Here is a 22,132-nt window from a genome sequence, read left to right on the forward strand (position 1 = left end):
TTGGACAAAAGATAAGAGAACTCCGTGAGATGAACGGAATGTTGCAACGCGAACTGGCAACCAAACTTGAAATAGGAGAAGGCTTCCTTAGCAAAGTGGAGAACGACCAAAAACAACTGAAACGAGACGATTTAAAGAAATTAAGCAGGTTATTTAGGATCTCACTGAATGAACTGGAAACGCTTTGGTTAGCTAATAAAATTTATGACTTGGTAAAAGACGAAAATCAGGGAACAAATGCATTGAAAGTGGTGGAAGAGCAACTGAAATACGAACATCGAATAAAAAGTGATAAATAAACATGCAAAATATCCTAAACGAACTGACCCAATGCCTGCAACAAGACAAACGCCTGGTGATAGACGGCAAGCTGGTGAAAAACAAAATTGTGGAACTGGCATTGGCATTGGACGAAAGCCTAATCAAGCTGCTGCTGAAAAACGCATCCATCAAAAAACACTTCTTCCGGGAAGTTGATGGCGTGTTGGTATTTGATAAAGTTGAGTTTCAAAAGTTCGTTTCCAACAAGCAGTTTCTGCCCGATAGCTACACCTCATTTAAGAACAAGATTGGCTTAACGGCCAATGGCGAATACCTTACGGAAGCCAAAGAAGTAGTGTTGGCATGGCCTTATAAAGATTGTGTGCTGGAAGGTGGACAAACCAAAGAAGATCAGAAACGGAAGGAAATTTTCTGGAACACTACTCTTGCACCGGATGAAATTGACCGCCTCCTTTCTCCTAAAGTGCTTACCAAGTTTAAACGCTACGATAAGAAAGGTGAACAGAAGGTTGATGCCATTACAATGCGGGACAATCTTATCATTAAGGGGAACAACCTATTGGCAATGGAATCGGTCAAAAAACTCTATGCCGGTAAAGTTGATCTAATATACTTGGATCCACCATATAATACAGGAGAAGATAGTTTTGGTTATAACGACAACTTCAATCATTCATCTTTATTGACATTCATAAAAAACAGATTAGAAGTTGCTAAAGAGCTGCTTTCAGAAACTGGCTCCATTTGGGTTTCTATAGATGATAATGAAGCCCATTATGTTAAAGTCTTACTTGACGAAATTTTTGGGCGCGATAAATTCATTTCATCAATAGTTTGGCAAAAAAGATATTCAAGAGAAAATCGAGAAGCAATTGGAGATGTACATGAATATATTCTTGTTTATGCGAAACGGCCAGACATTTTTAAAAACCAAAGGAATTTAGTAGGAATTACAGATAAACAAAAGAAAGTTTACCGAAACCCAAACAACGATCCCAAAGGTCCTTGGCGTCCAATACCAATGACTGCACAAGCTGGACATGCAACACCTGAACAGTTTTATGAAATTGTTAGCCCCGGTGGTAAAGTTTTTACTCCTCCGGAAGGGAGATGTTGGGGAATTGCAAAAGCCACTTTTGAAAAATTACTAAAAGAAGGAAGAATTTATTTCGGCAAGAATGGAGATTCACAGCCTAACACTATAAAGTATTTATCTGAAGTGGAAGGAGTAGCACCATGGTCATGGTGGCCGTCTGAGGAGGTAGGACACACTGATGAAGCCAAAAAGGAGATACATAGTTTATTTGGAAAGATTAACGCCTTTGGAACACCAAAACCTGAAAGGTTAATGGAAAGAATTATTCACATTGCCTCTAATCCTGGTGATTTGGTATTAGACTTTTTTGCAGGAAGTGGTACAACGGCAGCGGTTGCCCATAAGATGGGACGAAGATTTGTCGTTTGTGAGCAATTAGAATATGCTGAAAATTTAGCTGCCGAAAGATGTAAAAAAGTTATTAGTGGAGAAAAAGGCGGTATAAGTGCAGCAATAGAGTGGAAAGGCGGTGGCTCCTTCATTTATGCCGAACTCAAAAAATCCAACACGGAATTTTCCGACAAGATTGATGTAGCGAAGAATACGAAGGAGTTAGAAAAGATTTGGCAACAAATGCAACAAACAGGTTTCATCAGCTACCGCATTGATCCCAAAGCCATCAATGAAAATAAATCAGAATTTGAACAGCTTACGCTGGACGAACAGAAACAATTTCTGATTGAACTACTTGACAAAAACCAGCTCTACGTTAATTACTCTGAAATAGACGATAAAGATTTTAACGTGAGTGAAGATGATAAAAAGTTGAACCGTCAATTTTACAGCTTAAAGTAATGGCAGAAGAACAACTACATAGTAAGCTGACAACGGGAGCCACTTTTTTGGGCGGTGAAGACTTTTATCAAAAGAAAGGTCCTGAATACATTTTTCAAAACCTGAAAGACGGTTTTGGACAACGACCTTATCAGAAAGAAGCCTTTGGCAGGTTTGTGTACTATCTGGAAGATTATCCCAATCGCCCGAAAGGAGTTCCAACTCAATTGCTTTACCACATGGCAACTGGCAGCGGCAAAACGCTTGTCATGGCTGGCCTTATGCTTTATTTGTATGAGAAAGGTTACCATAATTTCTTGTTCTTTGTGAACAGCACCAATATTATTGACAAAACCCGTGATAATTTCCTCAATGTAACCGCAGGAAAATATTTGTTTGCCGATACCGTGCAGATCGGAGATAAACAGATCCGCATTAAAGAAGTGGATAATTTTTCAGCCGCTAACCAGGACGATATAAATATTGTTTTTTCTACTATTCAGGGGCTGCACATGCGCTTGAATACACCAAAGGAAAATACGATCACCTTTGAAGATTTTGAGGACAAGAAAATTGTACTCATTTCGGATGAAGCTCACCACATCAATGCAGAAACAAAGAAAGGCAACGACCTTAGCCAAACGGAATTGTTTGAAGTAACAAGTTGGGAGCAAACGGTAACTAAAATATTCAATGCCAACACTGACAACATTCTACTGGAATTTACGGCAACAGCAGACCTTAACAACCCTGATATTGAAAGAAAATACAGGGACAAGATTATTTATGATTACCCACTAAAGGAGTTCCGGAAAGACGGTTATTCAAAAGAAGTAAAAGTATTACAAGCCGATCTTAACGATTTTGAAAGAGCCATACAGGCAATTATTCTGAGTCAATTCCGGCTAAAAGTTTTTGCAAAACACAGTCAGTTGATTAAACCGGTCATTCTTTTCAAATCAAAAACCATCAAGGAAAGTGAATCGTTTTATGAGGATTTTTCGCAACGTCTGAAAAAACTGAGTGCAACTGATCTTGAAAAAATCAAGAACAATCCCAACCTTGACCCTGTATTGCAAAATACCTTTCAATATTTTAATGAAAACGGCATCACGCTTGCCAATCTTGCAGCCGAACTGAAAGAAGATTTCTCAGACGACAAGTGTATTGTTGTAAATAGTAAAAGTGAAAGCGAAGAAAAACAAATTGCCGTTAATTCATTGGAAGATGAACGCAATGAGTACAGAGCCGTTTTTGCAGTTGACCAGTTGAATGAGGGATGGGATGTATTGAACCTTTTTGATATAGTAAGGCTGTACAATTTACGTGATGCAAAGGCAGGTAAGCCCGGAAAAACTACCATGTCGGAAGCGCAACTCATTGGCAGAGGTGCAAGATACTGTCCGTTCCAGCTTTCACCAGACCAACCCTTGTACCAACGCAAATTTGACGTAAGGGATGAAGATGAAGAACATGAATTGAAAATCTGTGAGGAACTATACTATCACAGTGCATACAATCCACGATACATAGATGAATTACACACGGCACTTGAAGAAATTGGAATCAAGGCAAAGGATGTTCGGCAAAAGCAATTAAAAATGAAGCTGGATTTTCAGGAAACCACATTCTATAAAACAGGTTTCGTATTCCTCAATGAGCAAAAGAAGTATAACCGTGAGGATATTTTCAGCATCCCAAAAAGCTTCATTGATACTACACATAAAGTACCCCTTGCCACCGGCTATACAAAATCTTCCGGTGCGTTTGAGAAGCAGGAAAAGACATCTATTAGCAAGAAACAAAAAGACTATAACATAAAAGATTTTGGTCAGCCTATTATCCGCAAAGCATTAAACAGGTTAGAGTTTTATCATTTCGACAACCTCAGAAAATACCTCCCTAACCTTGAATCCGTGTCTCTGTTCATTTCTGATAATGATTACCTGGGCAAAGTAAAAGTAGAGGTAGAAGGTTCAGAAGCAATCGTGAACAATCTTACCCCGGAACATAAACTGGAAATTACAGTGAAGGTGTTGGAAAAACTGGCATCTGCACTCCAATCCGATAAGGTGGAATACAAAGGTACCAAAGAGTTCAAACCTTATATGCTCAAAGATAAATTCAAAGACAAAACCCTCAACATTGCAAATGATGATGGCGGAGATAAAGAATACGGTATTGGGCAAGGTGAAACAACTAATCAAAACCTACATCTTGACCTGAGCGATAAAAAATGGTATGTGTTCAATGAAAATTACGGAACATCAGAAGAAAAATACTTTGTCCGCTACATCAACAAGGTGTACGACCAGTTAAAGAACAAGTATGATGAGGTGTATTTAGTCCGTAACGAGCGGCATTTCAAAATTTACACCTTCAATGATGGTCGCCCTATTGAACCGGACTTCGTCCTGTTCCTGGTACAAAAAGACCCGAAAAAAGCATTTCACTACCAGATATTCATTGAACCTAAAGGCGGCCACCTGCTGAAAACGGATGAATGGAAAGAGAGTTTCCTGAAAGTCCTGAAAGAAGAACACCGTATTGAGCAGCTTTGGGAAGGCAAGGAATACATTATCTGGGGAATGCCATTCTATAATGAAGTGGAGCGTAAAGCAGATTTTGAGAAGGCGTTTGAAAAACTAATAAAATAGCAGCGAATGGAGCACCAACAAATTACGGACTGAAATGAAAATATTTAAAATAGAAATAGAGAATTACCGGTTATTAAAAGACTTTTCCATGGACTTGGAAAAAGAACTCTCCTTGGTAATTGGAAAAAACAACACCGGTAAAACCTCCATTCTTTCAGTTCTCGATAAGTTTTTGGGGCATTCGGAAAAAACCAAATTCACGTTTGATGATTTTAATATTGATTTTAAAAAATCACTTAAAGAGAAAATTGAAGCAGAAGAAGCTATAATCGAAGATGACTACAAACGGTTAGGAATAAGGCTTCGGTTATTTATCGAATATACAGAGATGGACAACCTGTCCAACGTTAGCCGTGTGATGATGGATTTAGACCCGGATAACAATGTTGTTGTACTCGGCTTTGATTATACTTTGGACTATAATGGCTATACCCGTCTCAGGAATGATTTCAAGGTATTTGAAGCAAATGAAAAACAAAAAGAGCAGGAAAAGAACGGATACAAACCTCGTTCACTAACTGATTTCTTAAAGTCCAATCTTGCGGTGTATTTTAAAACGGGTAGGCGTTCGCTTGCCTTCGATCCAGCCACAAAGAAAGCAAGTGAGGATACGTCCATTGATCTTGAAACCGAAAAAATAGGTGTTGCAGATATTATCAACTTCAAATACATCAGTGCCAAAAGGGATGTTGCTAATAAGGATATTGACAAAACACTTTCCGGTCAGACATCCAGAATATACAAGCGTACCGAAACAAATGATGAGCAGAATAAAGCGGTTGAGGACTTCAAGGATAAACTTAGCGAAACAGATACTCATTTAAGTGGCATTTACAAGACTCTTTTTGATGGTATCGTAAAAAAGGTGAAGGATTTTGGTGGTGTAAAAATTAATGAATCAGAGATCGAAATAATATCTACGCTTCAACACCGGGAACTACTTGAGGGAAATACAACGGTTGTTTATAAACATGATGCGGATAATCATCTTCCAGAACATTACAACGGATTAGGTTACATGAACCTCATCAGCATGATCTTTGAAATTGAGATTCTTGTTAATGAGTTCAAACGTGAAAAAGACAAGAAACCGGCAGATATAAACCTGCTTTTTATTGAAGAACCGGAAGCCCATACCCATCCGCAAATGCAATATGTTTTCATTAAAAACATCAAGAAACTACTTGAGGAAGGCATTAAACGAGAAGATGGAGAAAACAGGGAATTGCAATACATTATTACCACACATTCAGCCCATATTGTAGCAGATAGTGATTTTGATACTATCAAGTATTTAAGAAAGGAAAACCAAAATGGGATAGTAGCCCGGAACCTGAAAACATTGAAGGATGAATATGATGCGGAGACTACACAATACCAGTTCCTGAAACAATATCTCACCATTAGCCGGGCAGAAATTTTCTTTGCGGATAAGGCAATTTTGATTGAAGGAGATACCGAACGGATACTTGTTCCTACCCTTATGCGAAAGGTGGATATTGAAGAAGAAAAAAGGCTTACCGCAGCGGGTGAACAGGACGAACACTTACCCTTGCTTTCTCAGAATATTTCCATTATTGAGGTTGGTGCGTACTCCCAGATTTTTGAAAAATTCATTGACTTTTTAGGAATAAAGTCGCTTATCATTACTGACCTTGATTCTGTTGATGGGGATGGAGAAAAGTGTGAGGTGGCTACAGGAGTTGATTATTCGAATGAAGCAATTAGGTTCTTCTTTAGAAAGCAAAAGCTGGATGAACATAATGAACCATTAGCTGACGAATATATAATACCGAGCTTAAACGATTTGAAGGGGTATAATTTGTCAAATAAGCTATTTAACAAGGTAGATGGTATTTGGATCAATCAGCCTGATGGCAACCTGAGCATTGTATATCAGATTGAGGAAAAAGGCTATCATGCAAGAAGTTTTGAAGATGCGTTCATTCACGTTAATAAAGATTTTGTAAATGATAATAAAGCCGGTTTTAGAGGACTAAAGAATAAACATCATTTTGAAAATGGTCATGGCGCATATCAACTGGCCGCTGAGTGCATAAAGAAAAAAACACACTTTGCCCTGGACATTCTCTATCACAGCGATGCTGATTTCAGTAACTGGGAAATACCCGCTTATATCAAAGAAGGTTTACTATGGTTGAAGAAAGACTGACATTAGAGCCGGAAGTTCAAGAAATTTTCCAGTGCATTGATAGCAAGCGTAACTTCTTGTTAAGTGGAGGCGCAGGAAGCGGTAAGACCTATTCTTTGGTTCAGGTTATCCGTCAGGTTATTGCTGAAAATCCCACGGCTAAGGTGGCCTGCATGACCTATACAAATGCAGCAGTTAAAGAAATTGAAGAACGGGTAAATCACAATAATCTGAATGTCTCCACCATCCACGATTTTTTGTGGGACAATATCAAACATTTTCAAAAGGAACTGAAGGCTGCCATCATTGCTTTGGCGAATGACGAAAATGCTAAACTATCCATTGATGAAGACGGCCCCATACCGGAAACTTATTTTGACGAACTTGAAAAGGGTATCCAGTATAAGGAATATTTAAAACTCAAAGAAGGTATTATTTCCCATGACGAATTACTGCTTGTAGCAAACCATCTTTTTGATAAATATCCTAAGCTCAGTGCTATTGTTAAAGACAAATACCAGTTCATTTTTATTGATGAGTATCAAGATACAAATACAGCAGTAGTGGATATTTTTCTGAATCATTTCAAGAAAAGTGAAAAGAAAAACCTTGTAGGTTTCTTTGGAGACGCTATGCAATCAATTTATGATGATGGTATAGGTAATCTTGACCAATATAAAGGAGACGCAGCAGATACAGTAAAAGAAGTTAAGAAAGCCCAAAACAGAAGAAGCCCCCGAAAAATAATTGATTTGGCAAACAGACTAAGAACGGACGGCATAACCCAGGAACCCTCAGCTGATATAAAAGCACCAAATATGACGGATGGTCAGGTGAAGGAAGGTAATATTCTGTTTATCCACTCAGCCAATGGTGATGTTTCTACGGTAAAGCAGTACCTATCCGAAAATCATGGATGGAATTTCAACAATGCAGAGGAAACAAAAGAGTTGAACCTGACACATAATCTTATTGCTGACAAAGCAGGTTTTCGTACACTAATGGATATTTATGACAAGGATTTGATTTTGAGTTACCGGGACAGAGTAAAGAAATACATCAAAGACAAAGCTATCACTACTGATTTTTCGCAAAATACATTTGGTGAGGTTATCGCAGCCTTGGCGTCCGGTAAAACAGGCAGAGAATTAAATGCAGTAAATCCAACCGCTTCAATGCAAACTTTTATAGATGACAATCAGCCTCTTTACCAGATTGCATTGAACTATAATTATGAAGCGTTCTCAAAAATCTATGTCAATAAAGACCAGTTATTGGATGATAAAAAACAGAATGAAGATGATGAGAACAAAAAAGGCTCAAAGCGAGACAATCTGATAAAGCATCTGTTAAAAATTCAAAACAATATCATGCTATACCTAACCGGCAGGTATAACGAATTTTTGCGAGTAACCGATTACCGAGACAAAATCCAAAGTATTGCCGCCAAAAGAACATTGAAGGATAATATTGAAAGTCTTGTAAATGTGGTAAACAAGACCATTGAAGAAGTTATTAGTGATGCCCATGAAAAAGGCATTTGCCTGATAGATGATAAATTGGAGGACTTTAAAGTAAAGAAGGAATATCTATACAATAGAATAAAGGAGGTTCAGTACAGCGAGTTTCAAAAATTGTACGATTATCTGGAAGGGAAAACACCATTTTCTACTCAGCACAAAACAAAAGGGACAGAGTTCGACAATGTGCTGGTCATATTGGATAACGGGGGCTGGAATAAATACAATTTTGAAAATATGTTTTTAAATACCGGAACAGAGAGTGTTCTCGAAAGAACCCAAAAGATTTTCTATGTATGCTGTACTCGGGCTAAAAAGAACTTGGCGGTGTTTTATCATAATCCTAGTCAGCAGGTGATAATTAGGGCAACAGAATGGTTTGGAAACGAAAATGTAATTGAAATATGACTGATTTAGCTAATACCCAAATAAAATGCCCCAACTGCGGTACTTCCATAGATGTGCAGGACATCCTTGCCCATCAACTGGAGGAAGAAATCAAGCAGAAATACCAGTCTCAACTGGCTGCTGAGAAAAAGAAGTTTGAACAGGAACAGGAGCAACTGGACAAGGCAAAACAGGAGTTTGAAGAAAATAAACGGAAAGAAAATGAACTGTTCCAGGAACGTATCAATGCAAAGCTGAAAGCTGAAAGAAAATCTATCGAAGAAAAACTAAAAGCGAAATTAACCGAAGAACAATCAGAACATTTTCAAGTCTTGCAAAAAGAGTTGAATGAGAAATCAGAGCAGATCAAAGAACTCAACCGCACCAAAGCTGAAATCGAAACGCTGAAAAGGGAAAAGTCTGAACTAAAGGAATCAATAGAGGCAGAAGCGCAAAAGAAGCTTAATGAAATTCTACTGACAGAACGGGATAGGATAAAGAAAGTGGAAGAAGACAAAAACGAACTCCGCTTTAAAGAACTTCAAAAGCAACTGGAAGATCAGAAGAAGCTTACCGAAGAAATGAAACGCAAACAGGAACAAGGTTCCATGCAATTACAGGGAGAAGTACAGGAGTTGGCCATTGAAGAATGGCTAATGGCGCAATTCCCCTTAGACACCATTGAAGAAGTAAAAAAAGGAGCGAGAGGCGGAGATTGTATTCATATTGTAAATACCCGAACACGACAGAACTGTGGGAAAATCTATTATGAAAGTAAGCGTACCAAAGACTTTAAGAGTGGATGGATTGATAAATTCAAAGCAGACATGCGGGAAAAGGGAGCAGACGTTGGTGTATTGGTCACAGAGGCAATGCCGGCAGGGTTTGAACGCATGGGCATTATGGATGGCGTATGGGTTTGCTGCTACGAAGAATTTAAAGGACTTTGTACTGTTCTGAGAGAAACGGTAATTCAGTTAAACACAGCCATTTCTTCGCAGGAAAACAAGGGAGACAAAATGCAGATGCTCTATGATTTTCTTACCAGCACAACCTTTCGCATGCAGGTAGAAGCTATTGTAGAGGGGTTTTCATCCATGAAAAGCGCGCTTGATAGCGAGAAGCGCTCTATGCAACGCATCTGGAAGGAAAGAGAAAAGCAAATCGACAAGGTAATTACGAGTACTATTGATATGTACGGTTCAATAAAAGGCATAGCTGGAAATGCTGTTCAATCAGTGAAAGCGCTTGAATTATCTGAGGGAACTGAAACCATCGAAGATGATAAGGAATGACAGTAGTATCAACAAATATTTGGGTGTATAAATGCACGCTAGGAGCCATAAAAGTTTGACTATGGATTGTAAGCGTTGTGTACAATAATGAAGTAATGACCAAAAGAAAGTGCTAAATTTTGAAGATACGCTTATGCTATCAGAAGTGTTTCATACACCAAAAAATACTGTATTCACTGTATGCAAGAAAGCACTAATTGAACTCGGCTTTGCATTAGAAGTTAGCGACTTTGAGAATATGACAATTACAGCTTCTTCCAAGACGAGCTTTTTCTCTTGGGGTGAGGATATTCAGATCATTCTTGAATCTTCAAATACAAATTCCACTGAGGTCAAAGTTGTTTCAACCTCTAAAGCTCAACTGATCGATTGGGGCAAAAATGCCGATAATGAGCAAGCTATTATGAATAAGATTAAAGAACTCTCCACGCACCAATAATGAGGTTATTTGTAAATAGCTGCCACGGTTGTGGCGAAAGAATCTATCTAAACGTTTCTGCAAGCAGCAGAAGTGCTTTCAGAACCTCAATCGGCGGATACGATCTCTTTCACCTAACCTGCAATCATTGTGGTTTTAAGTCAGTTTACAGAGTTTCCGAAGTTTTTGCTGAGGCGGATTCACGCGCTACCGCAACAGGAGGAATAGTTGGTGGGCTTATTGGCTTAATTGGTGGACCCGCTGGATTGCTCATAGGAGGTGGACTGGGGGCGGCAATAGGTAGCCAAACAGATATTGAAGAAAAAAGAAAAGCAGCCTTCTTTAATAGTAGCGTATGAAGCTAATTTCAAATAGCAAGATACACGCCATCCGGCTGGCTTCTTTTTTGGTAGTTGGCTCAGGTGTTATCACCATTCTGGCTAATGACAAGATTCAAAAAAAATGTCTTTCCTCAATCAGAGATGTTCTCAACTATCCGCACCTTGGTTCAATTATTATTGCAATATCATTGTTACTTGGGATTTACTATTCTTACTATTATGTGCGGAAGGGCAAACAGAAGGAACTATCTCTATTTAAAATATTTGGGCCACTTATTGACCCCCCTGTAAATAGCCTCGGATATGGGATTGTAATTGCATCTACCCTTAGATTCCTAAAGGGGATATTTAATCAGAAATTCTTTAATGAACAATATTTCTCTGAGCTTGATTCCATAGATATTGCGGCAGTACTACTCGCCTGCATCCCATTGCTAATATGGAGTATTGGGGGATTAATTAATTTCTTTTACATGGTTTTTATTAGGGCTGGTGGTAATGCCGTGGATATAGAGCCTGTTAGCGAGGATGGGATAGACCAATCAGCATAATCCAGAGAGTCTCTCCCCCCTCACCACCACCTTCAAATCCTCCAAAAGGTTCGATTTTCGTCCCCTTCGGTCTACAAAAACAGCAAGAGCATACAGTGTGGAGCATACAGAACCTCCGATTCACCGTATGCTCTTGTTGTTTTTGCCCTGTATGCTGTATGCTCAAACTGTATGCTGATTTTCCTTACTTTGAGGCCAAACCATACGGCAGGTACCGATGATTTCCCATTTCTCAAATGAACAACTGGCATTGCTGCTTCCCGGTCTCGCGCTGGTGATGGTAAGCCTGTGGTTGCATTTGAATGAAAAGTACCAGGCTTCCGTCATACTCCTTTGCCTTGGCGCCCTTTATCTTTATCTCTTCAGCAGCATCCTGGATCCTTTCCTGAATTCATGGGATGAACGTTTCCATGCCCTGGTGGCTAAACATATGATGGCCGACCTGTTTCATCCCACCCTGTACCAGGAAAAATTGCTGGACCTGTCCTATGACCGTTGGGACCGTGACCACACCTGGCTGCATAAACCACCCCTCTTCATGTGGCAAATGGCCATCAGTTTTAAGATCTTCGGATGTCATCTTTTTGCGTTGCGGCTGCCGGGTGCGTTATTGGCCACCCTGACGATCCCGGCCATCTACCGCTCGGGATTGAAAATGGTGAATCGCCATACAGGATACTATGCCGCCCTTATTGCAACGGCATCTTTTTATCTGATAGAACTGGTCAGCGGTCGGCAAGGAACAGATCACAACGACCTTGTTTTCTACGCATACGTTACGCTTAGTCTGTGTGCATGGATCGAATACGTGGCGGCAGATGAAAAACGAAAAGTGCGTTGGATGATCCTGACCGGGATTCTTTCCGCCTGCGCCGTGCTCACCAAATGGCTGCCCGGACTGCTGGTTTTCATCCCCTGGGGGATATATGCCATCCGGCAGCATCAAAGCCGATTGAAGGAATATCGTCATCTCATAGGAGGTATACTCATCGCGGTTGTCATTCCACTTTTATGGCAGGCATACATCTTCCGGACCTTCCCGGACGTAGCACATCGTGAGTGGGTGGAGAACGGAAAACATTTCAGCATCGCCTACGAAGGTCACGGTGGACCCTGGTATTTTCACTTCACCAACTTTCCTATGTTATATGGATGGATCGCTACCATTCTGATCATCCCTTCTTTGATCCTGCTGTATCGACGAATTCCGAATCCTGCATACCGGTTACCGGTCTTTGCAACCCTTGCCGCAGCCTACCTGTTTTACAGTCTGGCCGCAACCAAAATGAACTCCTATCCTCTGGTATGTGGCTTGATCATTTTTCTGGCACTCGGTACTTTCCTTGCGGAGATGGAAAAAAGACTGGCAGGAAAACCCGCTATCCGGAAAGCACTGCTATTTATTGGGGCAGGTGGATTCTTTTTTTACCAGATGAACCTGAGTGAGATCGCAGAGCGACATACCACATGGAAAGACAATCCCACCCTCGAGACCCTGACACAAAACCGGAAGGTCTATCAGGAATTGCAAAATGAGCTTCCGGAAAACTCCGTGCTCTTCAACATCATGAACACCAGGTATGCGGAGTTAATGTTCTTTACAGACATTACAGGTTATAACTTCATGCCGGAAATCGATCAGATTGATGCATTGGTCAATCAAGGGAAAAACGTGTACCTGCTGCTCGAGCCGGAAGCTGAACAACCACCCATTGTAAGTACCGCACAAGGAAAACTCAAAGTGATCAGAAAACACCTGGATGGCTATTTTTAAAAATGTAAACGATCCTCTGACAACACACGGTAAGATTGGATCCGGGGTCTCTTTCCCGGCCGTGATACTGTTCATTTTTCTATGGATATACCTTTTTGTGCGTGCCATCAAGGTATTCCCCACCCACGATGAGATCACCTCGATGTGGGCCTACATGGTGGTGTGGATGCCGCTGCCATACCAGGGTTATATCGATGCCAACAACCATTTTCTGAACAGCCTGCTGGGCGGATTCTTTTTGCGTTTGTTTCATTCAGACGCTCCCCTGGTGATCCGCCTACCGAACCTGTTGGCCTTTCCGCTTTTCTTCTGGTCGCTCTACAGCATGCGCAAATTCTTTCATCACCGTGCTACCTTTTATGTATTGCTGGTGGGGTTGGGCTGCTCAGTTTTTCCGTTGGAGTTCTTTGCCATGGCACGCGGTTATGGACTCTCCTCTGCCTTCATGGTATTCGCCATATACCAGTCTATGCAACTGCACCAAAAACAAAATGCTGTTCACCTGGTATTCGCGGTTGTATCCTGGGTGCTTGCCGTGTATGCCAGTCTCACCCTGATCCCGTTTGCTGCTGCGGGCTTTGTGTGGTTGGGTATCGAAGCCTGGAGGCTGCGAAGGAAAGCATGGATACTCATGGTATTCGCAGCCATCTATCCGTATTATGAAGCCATCCGGTATTCCTTTTTTCTGAAAGAAACCGGGAGGTTGTATTACGGCGGAAAGGAAGGTTTTATCACGGACACCCTGCATACATTGACGCCCCATCTGTGGCAAACCACCCAACCGGTGCTTGACACCCTGTTGATTATTCTCGGCTTGTTTATCATTGCCGGCTATGGAAAATTCCTGTGGCAGACGAAAGACCTTTTCAATCTTCGGTTGATCTTTCCGGCATTCTTTGTGCTGTCACTTGCAAACATCTTCGGCCAGCATTTTATCCTGGGCATCAACTTTCCATCCGACCGGGCTGCCCTGTACCTGGTGATATTCTTCTTTGGTGGGCTCGCATTCATACTGGATCACTATGCCCTTCGACGGCCATCCTATATCATGGTTGGTATTTTACTTATCTACTTTTTTCGACGATGCAGGTCAGCTGGACGTCGGTATTCAAACTGGATGCTTATTCGGATGAGCTTTTCACCCTGATACCTGAAGAAGTGAACGGCACGCCGCCCACCACCGGCGATGGGTTTTGGATGGTTGATAATGAAATGGCACGCGTGAAAGGCTTTCCGATGCGGGCATTTCAGAATATAAAGAAGGCCAATGATACCCTGTACGATTATGTATTACTCGATACCGGGTTTAACCATGTAGATCTTACCAGGCAATATCACCCCATTTATATTGATTCTGTATCCGGAAAGTATTTACTTGAACGCAATCATTTTCTGTCCAGGGAAAAAATACTTGAGAAAAACATCCTCATCGACGGTGACCACATGTACTATGATTTTTATGGCGGTGCCATTCCCGGCCCTGTCATGGTGAGATTCAGGGGTACGTTGGAGAACATGGACATTTTCAAGTATGTAAGTATTGCGATTGCAGTTGAAGACAGCGTAACGCATGAAAGCGATTACCTCGAAGCCATTTCCATCATGCAATCGTCATACATGCATCCGAACGGGACCATCCCGTTTGATGTGACGATGGCCGTAAGCAAGCCACCGCCTTCATACATCATGAAAGTATTTTTATACAATGAATTCATGCATCCGTTCAAGGGAAATGTGACGGCCACGATCTATCGCCTGGGCGCAATTAACGATACTTCGGATACAAAAGCACCCACAACCATTACGCAAGTTTCTGCATCACTCTCTCCCTAAACCTCCGAAGCCTTTGTTATTTTTGACCCGCCGGTATTGATTAACCGGAAAGACCATGGATCAGAAAACCGCATTGGGCATATTAAAATCAGGGAAGAATGTTTTTCTCACCGGTTCCGCCGGAAGTGGGAAGACCTATACCCTTCGCCAGTTCATCCTTCACCTCAGGGAGCAACGGGTGCCAGTGGCGGTAACTGCATCCACCGGCATTGCCGCCACACACATGAACGGCACAACGGTGCATGCGTGGTCCGGTATCGGCATCAGGGATGTGATGTCAAGAAAGGATCTGGAAGATCTGAAGAAGAAAAAGAACTTCCGCCAGTCCATCGAGAAAACGGCGGTACTGATCATCGATGAGATCTCCATGCTACATGCCAACCAGTTGAATGCCGTGCAGCATGTCCTTAGAAGCATGCGCAATAGCAGTGATCCGTTCGGAGGCATACAGGTAGTATTCTGCGGTGATTTCTTTCAGTTGCCACCCGTCGGAAAACGGGAAGAGGCGAACAGGGACAAATTCGCCTTCATGTCACAGGCGTGGCTGGATGCAGGGCTGACCATCTGCTATCTCACCGAACAACACCGTCAGAACGACGGGCCGCTGAACCGGATTTTGAATGAAATCCGTGAAGGACAGCCCACGGATTGGACCATACAACAATTGCGGGGTGCCTCCCTGAACGCCATTGAGGTCGAAGACCCACCCAAACTTTTCACACATAATGTGGATGTGGACCGCATCAATCAGGAGCAGCTTCGTGCACTTTCCGGTCAACCCAGAACATATGAAGCGGTGACCAAAGGCCGGAAGAACACCCTTGAGACCTTGAAAAAATCGGTCCTTGCAGAAGAATTCCTGCAGGTCAAAGATGGTGCACGAGTGATGTTCATCAAGAACCTTTACGAAAAACGGGTGATGAACGGAACCCTTGGAATTATCAAGGGCTTTCAGGATACCGGTGATCCGATTGTAGAAACCACGGACGGGCGTACCATTTACACCGAGCCTGAAACGTGGTCAGTGGAAAATGCCAAAGGGAAAACGGTGGCTTCATTCGAACAGCTCCCCCTCCGGCTGGCCTGGGCCATCACCGTACACAAGAGCCAGGGCATGACCCTCGACGCTGCTGAAATTGATCTCAGTAAAACTTTTGAAAGGGGACAAGGTTATGTTGCCCTTTCACGTCTTCGGGATATGACCGGCCTCCGGCTTACCGGATTCAATCAAAGGGCGCTGGAAGTGGATGAACTCGTTACCCGTGCCGACCGCCGTTTCCGGGAATTGTCGGATATCACGGAATCGGGCATCAACATGGAAGACCTGGAAGCGCAGGAACGCATGTTCGTTTTGAAATTCGGAAGTGCCGAAGAGGAAGCCACCGAAGAAGATGAAGAAGAAAAACCGCGTCGTAAGAAAAAGAAGACCAAGGCAAAAAAGGGTGCCACATACGAAATCACGAAAGGTTTGATCGAACAGGGAAAGTCAATGGACGAGATCGCCGTTGAACGTGGCCTGGCCAGATCCACGATCCTGTCTCATGTGATGCACCTCCGTGAACTGGACCCGGAACTGGATCTAGCACACCTCAAGCCTCCGGCAGCTCTGATGCAACAAATAGAAGATGCCTACATCAGTGCAGGAACAGATCCCAATGCAAGCGAGGGTTCACCCGGATTGAAGACACTCTTTGAAGCGCTGGGAGGGAATGTCACCTATGATGATATCCGGCTGGCTTTGCTTTTTCTGGATCACTGATCGTCACTTTCCAACAACAGAAAACCTGATCTGACGCCGGATGAGAATCATCCGCAATACCCGCTGTTAATAAAACGATTTCCCATTCTGATTTTACGGACATAGATTTGACCATGCTTACAGGTGTCCCGTACATGAGGGATGAAAAGGGAATCCGGTGACCGTTTATTAGTCCGGAGCTGTACCCGCAACTGTAATTCCACCCCGACACAATCGGGGTATTTTCACAATATGTCACTGTTCCATCATATGGGACGGGAAGGCGTGAAAGCAAGGAAGAGCCAGTAGACCTGCCTGTAACATTGCTAATAAGCTTTCGGGAATAAAAGCTGAGGCAGGTAGGAATATCCCCCTTCCGTGTAAGGTATCCTTATCTCCCTTTCTTCACATCCGATCGCTTCTTTGTTAACCTTAAAACCCATTAACTATGGAGCAACAAGAAGCCATTTTACAGGAGAACAAACAAAGGTTTGTATTGTTCCCCATCAAACACGCCGAAATCTGGCGAATGTACAAGCAAGCGGAAGCCAGCTTCTGGACCACGGAAGAAATTGACCTGGCACCCGATGTAACGGACTGGCAAAAGCTGTCCAACGACGAACGGCATTTCATCAGTCATGTACTGGCTTTCTTCGCTGCCAGCGATGGCATTGTGAATGAAAACCTCGTCGTACATTTTATGCAGGACGTGACCATTCCGGAAGCACGTTGCTTCTATGGATTTCAGATCGCCATAGAGAACATTCACTCGGAAACTTACAGCTTGCTTATCGACACATTCATCCGTGAAGAACAGGAAAAAGACCGCCTGTTTAATGCCATTGATACCATTCCAGCCGTGAAAAAGAAAGCGGAGTGGGCATTGCGATGGATTGAAAAGTCGTCCTCTTTCGCCGAACGCCTGGTCGCTTTTGCAGCGGTAGAAGGCATATTCTTTTCAGGAAGTTTCTGTTCCATTTTCTGGTTGAAGAAAAAAGGATTGATGCCAGGGCTTTCGTTTTCCAACGAACTGATCAGCCGCGATGAAGGACTGCATTGCGATTTTGCCTGTCTGCTCTTTTCCATGCTGGAACATCCATGCGCACCGGAAACGGTCAGGGATATCATTACGGAAGCGGTGGTCTTTGAAAAGGAATTCGTGACCGATGCCTTGCCGGTTTCCCTCATTGGAATGAATGCCGGTCTGATGTCCGAGTACATCGAGTTTGTAGCGGACAGACTGCTTGTTGCGCTGGGGCAACCCAAAGTATACAAAACGGCCAACCCATTTCCATGGATGGAGCTGATCTCCATGCAAGGCAAAACCAACTTCTTCGAAAAACGGGTGGCAGAATATCAGAAAGCCGGCGTCACCACATCCAAGGACGACCAGGTATTTTCCATCAACGAAGATTTTTAATTCCTCTTTTCCGTAACCATAATACAATAACATCATGTACGTAATCAAAAGAGATGGCAGAAAAGAACAGGTGATGTTCGACAAGATCACTGCCCGCATCAACAAACTTTCCTATGGCCTCAACAACGACCTGATCAGCGCCGTGGAGATCTCCAAAAAAGTGATCCAGGGAATTTACGAAGGAGTCACCACTTCCGAACTGGATAACCTTGCTGCAGAAACCGCCGCTTCATTCACCACCAAACATCCGGATTATGCCATCCTGGCTGCGAGAATCGCTGTTTCCAATCTTCATAAGAATACAGTCAAGGATTTTTCTTCCACCATCAAAACGCTTTACAACTATATCGATCCGATCACAAAAGAGCAAGCACCACTCATCGCAGATGATGTGTACAGGATTATTTCCGACAATGCACAAAAACTGGATTCAGTGATCATCTACGATCGCGACTATCAATTCGATTACTTCGGGTTTAAAACACTGGAGCGCTCCTACCTGCTTCGTGTAAATGGCCAGGTCGTTGAAAGGCCCCAGCACATGCTGATGCGCGTTGCGGTAGGCATTCACAAGGAAGACATCGATGCCGCCATCGAGACTTACAACCTGATGTCCGAGAAATGGTTCATCCATGCCACACCTACCCTGTTCAATGCCGGCACACCCAGACCTCAGCTGTCGTCATGCTTTCTCCTTACTATGAAAGATGACAGCATTCCCGGCATCTTTCAAACCCTTCAGCAATGCGCAGAAATCTCCAAATCCGCCGGCGGCATTGGTCTCAGCATTCATAATGTAAGGGCGAACGGCAGCTACATCAAAGGAACCAACGGCACATCCAACGGTATCATCCCCATGTTGCGGGTATTCAACGATACCGCGCGATACGTGGATCAGGGAGGTGGAAAACGCAAAGGTGCTTTTGCCATTTACCTGGAACCCTGGCATGCTGATATTTTCGACTTCCTTGAATTGAAAAAGAATCATGGCAAGGAAGAACACCGCGCACGTGACCTTTTTTATGCATTGTGGATTCCGGATCTGTTTATGAAACGGGTAAAAGAAAATGGAGACTGGTCCCTCTTTTGTCCTAATGAGGCAAAAGGTCTTGATAATCTCTGGGGTAAAAACTTTGAAGAAACATACCTCGCTTTTGAACAACGCGGTATCGCCAGAAAAACGGTCAAAGCACAAAAGTTATGGTTCGCCATCCTGCAGTCTCAGATTGAAACCGGAGGTCCGTTCATGCTTTACAAAGACAGTGTGAATGCCAAGTCGAATCAGCAGAACCTAGGCACCATCCGGTCCAGTAATCTTTGCACAGAAATTATGGAGTACACCTCTCCGGATGAAGTGGCTGTATGCAACCTGGCATCCGTCGCTCTCAGCAAATTTGTAACAGATGGCACATATGATTTCAATAAGTTGTATGACGTGGTATACACGATGACCAAAAACCTCAATAAGATCATAGATGTGAACCACTATCCCATTCCGGAAGCCGAACGCTCCAACACCAGGCACCGACCGATTGGCATAGGTGTACAGGGGTTGGCGGATGCCTTCATCCAACTCCGCCTACCCTTCGACAGTGAAGAAGCCCGCATCCTCAACAAGAACATTTTTGAGACAATCTACTTTGCGGCTCTTACCGCATCAAAGGATCTTGCGAAGGCTCTGGGACCTTATGCGAGCTATGAAGGGTCTCCCATCCAGCAAGGCAAACTCCAGTTCGACTTGTGGAATGTAACGCCATCGGATCGTTGGGATTGGGAAACCCTGCGTGCAGAGATCAAGCAATATGGCGTACGTAACAGTCTGCTGCTCGCACCCATGCCCACCGCCTCCACGTCACAAATATTGGGTAACAACGAATGTATCGAACCCTATACTTCCAACATTTATACGCGACGTGTATTATCAGGTGAATTCGCGGTGGTAAACAAACACCTTCTGAAAGACCTGATTGAGTTAGGGCTGTGGAGCGATAAAATGAAGGACCGCATCCTGATCGCCAACGGATCGGTGCAGGATATCAGGGAGATCCCGGACGAGATCAAAGCCATTTACAAAACGGCATGGGAGATCAAACAACGAAGCCTGATTGACATGGCCGCAGACCGTGGCGCCTTCATTTGCCAAAGCCAGAGCATGAATGTTTTCATGCAGGATGCCAATTACAAAAAGCTGACATCCCTGCATTTCCATGCCTGGGAGAATGGTCTGAAAACCGGAATGTATTACCTTAGAACCAAGGCTGCTGCTGACGCCATCAAGTTTACCGTTGATGCTTCATCGCTCCAGGGCAATGATATGGCAGCAGATAACGTAGAAAGTTGTTCGCTGGAGAATGGCGATGACTGCGTCATGTGTCAGGGATAAAACAAATATCATGGATCAATTTCACGAAAGAATAGAAGCCTCGGCCACGAGTATCTTCAAAGCAGTATTTCCCAATACCACCAACCATTATGATACCCTCTTCGGAGGTACGGCGATGAAGTTGATGGATGAGGTTGCCTTCATCACTGCCACCCGGTTCTCAAGAATGAAAATGGTGACGGTCTCCAGCGACAAGATCGACTTCAAGAGACCCATACCTTCCGGAACGATCATCGAGCTGAAAGGCAGGGTGACTTATATCGGACGCACCAGTCTCAAGGTGAGGGTGGATATTTTCCTCGAGGAGATGTACAACTTTACACGACACAAAGCCATCACGGGTGAGTTCACTTTCGTGGCCATTGATACGAATAAACACCCCGTGCCGATCCGCTGATCCATCGAAATAAAAAAGAAGGGGATGCCCTTTCGGACATCCCCTTTTAACGATGGTCACTTGTTAATTTCCGATCACTGAAAATCAAAACCGATCTTGATGCGATAGGCTTTGCCTGCTTCCAGCTGACCTGTATCGATATCGCCTTTCACAATGGCATTGGAAACGATCCGGTTGAGGTCCCGGCTATCTCCCTTGGCATTCAGGATGTGCAGCTCCCCACTGTCGTCCACATAAAAGGTAAGAATCACATGGGTACCGTTAAGAGAGGCTTCATTGAACTCCAGGTTCATGGCTGTATGCTGGATCTGACTGCGAACAGCACTCAGGCTGGATTGTTCTTCCGGTGTCACCACTGTTGGGGTGGCAGCTTGCATGGCAAATGAAGAAAGTGCAAGGACGGATGCTATGATATAGGTTTTCATTGTTGTTGGTTTTAAATGGTTATTCATTGGATTGATAAAAGTGTTATTTAATCGAGCTCACCAATATGACGCACATGTCCTGCGATTCGTTGCAGGTGGTTTTCTTAAGAAATGTTAACCCAGATTATGCATTAGTTTTTTTCTATTGCATGAATTGGGGTTAACGATCCATGAACCCGGTGATCTTGGGGTGGTGAGTAATGTTCCATTGGTTCCTTCGAATGACCATTTGTTAGCCGAAATAAACCATTGGTTTTTTATCATCCCCATTCAAGAATACCCACCAGTACTTTTGAACTGTCGACAAAATTAAGCTTCATGACGTCGAATAAAGTTCTTTAAACGTCAGGGGGTAGTAAATAACGGATACCGTTCCACCGGGAGTTTGCCCGAATACCCGATCCAACATAGTAGGGCATCAAATAAAAAACCTGAATCAATGAAAACGCTAACAAAATCCGTAGCAATGATATGCGCGGTATACGGCCTGTTTCTATTCGCAGCTTGCGAGAAAGAAGCCATCAATCAGCAAAATCCGGCGAATCCCGGTGTCACCCAAAACTCAACACAATTATCCGAAGGCGAATCCCTGATCAGCCGGGTGGACCTCGGTGAAAAGGGATACCTTGACTTTACCCAATTTGAAGACGGTGAGGTAATGGTATCCGGTGTGGTAAGCAAGGAAGGTG

At 43.1% G+C, this 22,132-nt stretch carries 18 protein-coding genes and 1 riboswitch; of the genes, 17 read left to right on the forward strand and 1 reads right to left on the reverse strand.

Annotated elements, in window-relative coordinates; all coding sequences use genetic code 11:
• The 16 genes from KDD36_09560 to KDD36_09635 all read left to right on the forward strand — a co-directional run.
• Positions 1-299 (forward strand): helix-turn-helix transcriptional regulator (locus KDD36_09560; protein ID MCB0396889.1); only part of this gene is annotated, 299 nt, incomplete at its 5' end.
• A gap of 2 nt (positions 300-301) precedes the next feature.
• The gene (locus KDD36_09565; GenBank protein MCB0396890.1) at positions 302-2,173 is read left to right on the forward strand and encodes a site-specific DNA-methyltransferase; all 1,872 of its coding nucleotides are present in this window, start codon (positions 302-304) and stop codon (positions 2,171-2,173) included.
• Positions 2,173-4,809: a DEAD/DEAH box helicase family protein gene (locus KDD36_09570; protein ID MCB0396891.1), complete on the forward strand. Its 2,637-nt coding sequence runs from the start codon at positions 2,173-2,175 to the stop codon at positions 4,807-4,809. The genes KDD36_09565 and KDD36_09570 overlap by 1 nt, the downstream gene beginning before the upstream one ends.
• Positions 4,810-4,843: 34 nt before the next feature.
• Positions 4,844-6,982, forward strand: a complete 2,139-nt coding sequence (locus KDD36_09575) for an ATP-dependent endonuclease (GenBank protein MCB0396892.1) — start codon at positions 4,844-4,846, stop codon at positions 6,980-6,982.
• Positions 6,964-8,889, forward strand: a complete 1,926-nt coding sequence (locus tag KDD36_09580) for an ATP-dependent helicase (protein ID MCB0396893.1) — start codon at positions 6,964-6,966, stop codon at positions 8,887-8,889. The genes KDD36_09575 and KDD36_09580 overlap by 19 nt, the downstream gene beginning before the upstream one ends.
• Complete coding sequence (locus KDD36_09585) at positions 8,886-10,163, forward strand: DUF2130 domain-containing protein (GenBank protein MCB0396894.1); 1,278 nt, start codon at positions 8,886-8,888, stop codon at positions 10,161-10,163. Before KDD36_09580 ends, KDD36_09585 begins: the two co-directional genes overlap by 4 nt.
• 109 nt (positions 10,164-10,272) lie before the next feature.
• The gene (locus KDD36_09590) at positions 10,273-10,602 is read left to right on the forward strand and encodes a hypothetical protein (GenBank protein MCB0396895.1); all 330 of its coding nucleotides are present in this window, start codon (positions 10,273-10,275) and stop codon (positions 10,600-10,602) included.
• The gene (locus KDD36_09595) at positions 10,602-10,940 is read left to right on the forward strand and encodes a hypothetical protein (GenBank protein MCB0396896.1); all 339 of its coding nucleotides are present in this window, start codon (positions 10,602-10,604) and stop codon (positions 10,938-10,940) included. Before KDD36_09590 ends, KDD36_09595 begins: the two co-directional genes overlap by 1 nt.
• Positions 10,937-11,473, forward strand: coding sequence for a hypothetical protein (locus KDD36_09600; GenBank protein ID MCB0396897.1), 537 nt, complete (start codon positions 10,937-10,939; stop codon positions 11,471-11,473). The genes KDD36_09595 and KDD36_09600 overlap by 4 nt, the downstream gene beginning before the upstream one ends.
• 217 nt (positions 11,474-11,690) lie before the next feature.
• Positions 11,691-13,247: a glycosyltransferase family 39 protein gene (locus tag KDD36_09605; GenBank protein ID MCB0396898.1), complete on the forward strand. Its 1,557-nt coding sequence runs from the start codon at positions 11,691-11,693 to the stop codon at positions 13,245-13,247.
• Entirely contained in the window at positions 13,234-14,394 is a 1,161-nt protein-coding gene (locus KDD36_09610; protein MCB0396899.1) for a hypothetical protein, read from the forward strand. Before KDD36_09605 ends, KDD36_09610 begins: the two co-directional genes overlap by 14 nt.
• Positions 14,331-15,080 (forward strand): hypothetical protein, encoded by a 750-nt coding sequence (locus KDD36_09615; protein ID MCB0396900.1) that lies wholly within the window; start codon positions 14,331-14,333, stop codon positions 15,078-15,080. Before KDD36_09610 ends, KDD36_09615 begins: the two co-directional genes overlap by 64 nt.
• A gap of 55 nt (positions 15,081-15,135) precedes the next feature.
• The gene (locus KDD36_09620; protein ID MCB0396901.1) at positions 15,136-16,839 is read left to right on the forward strand and encodes an AAA family ATPase; all 1,704 of its coding nucleotides are present in this window, start codon (positions 15,136-15,138) and stop codon (positions 16,837-16,839) included.
• Between the two features lie 104 nt (positions 16,840-16,943).
• Positions 16,944-17,152, forward strand: a riboswitch (cobalamin riboswitch).
• A gap of 114 nt (positions 17,153-17,266) precedes the next feature.
• Positions 17,267-18,238, forward strand: coding sequence for a ribonucleotide-diphosphate reductase subunit beta (locus KDD36_09625; GenBank protein ID MCB0396902.1), 972 nt, complete (start codon positions 17,267-17,269; stop codon positions 18,236-18,238).
• A gap of 34 nt (positions 18,239-18,272) precedes the next feature.
• Positions 18,273-20,621, forward strand: a complete 2,349-nt coding sequence (locus KDD36_09630) for a ribonucleoside-diphosphate reductase subunit alpha (GenBank protein MCB0396903.1) — start codon at positions 18,273-18,275, stop codon at positions 20,619-20,621.
• A gap of 10 nt (positions 20,622-20,631) precedes the next feature.
• Positions 20,632-21,018 carry an acyl-CoA thioesterase gene (locus KDD36_09635; GenBank protein MCB0396904.1) on the forward strand — a complete coding sequence of 129 codons (387 nt, stop codon included), beginning with the start codon at positions 20,632-20,634 and terminating at the stop codon, positions 21,016-21,018.
• Between the two features lie 74 nt (positions 21,019-21,092).
• Here KDD36_09635 and KDD36_09640 read toward each other — a convergent pair whose 3' ends face one another.
• The gene (locus tag KDD36_09640; protein ID MCB0396905.1) at positions 21,093-21,443 is read right to left on the reverse strand and encodes a hypothetical protein; all 351 of its coding nucleotides are present in this window, start codon (positions 21,441-21,443) and stop codon (positions 21,093-21,095) included.
• A 439-nt stretch (positions 21,444-21,882) separates the two neighbouring features.
• Here KDD36_09640 and KDD36_09645 point away from each other — a divergent pair.
• The coding region (locus KDD36_09645; GenBank protein ID MCB0396906.1) for a hypothetical protein at positions 21,883-22,132 on the forward strand (250 nt) is incomplete at its 3' end.

Source organism: Flavobacteriales bacterium, assembly GCA_020435415.1.
In the GTDB taxonomy this organism is placed as follows: domain Bacteria; phylum Bacteroidota; class Bacteroidia; order JACJYZ01; family JACJYZ01; genus JACJYZ01.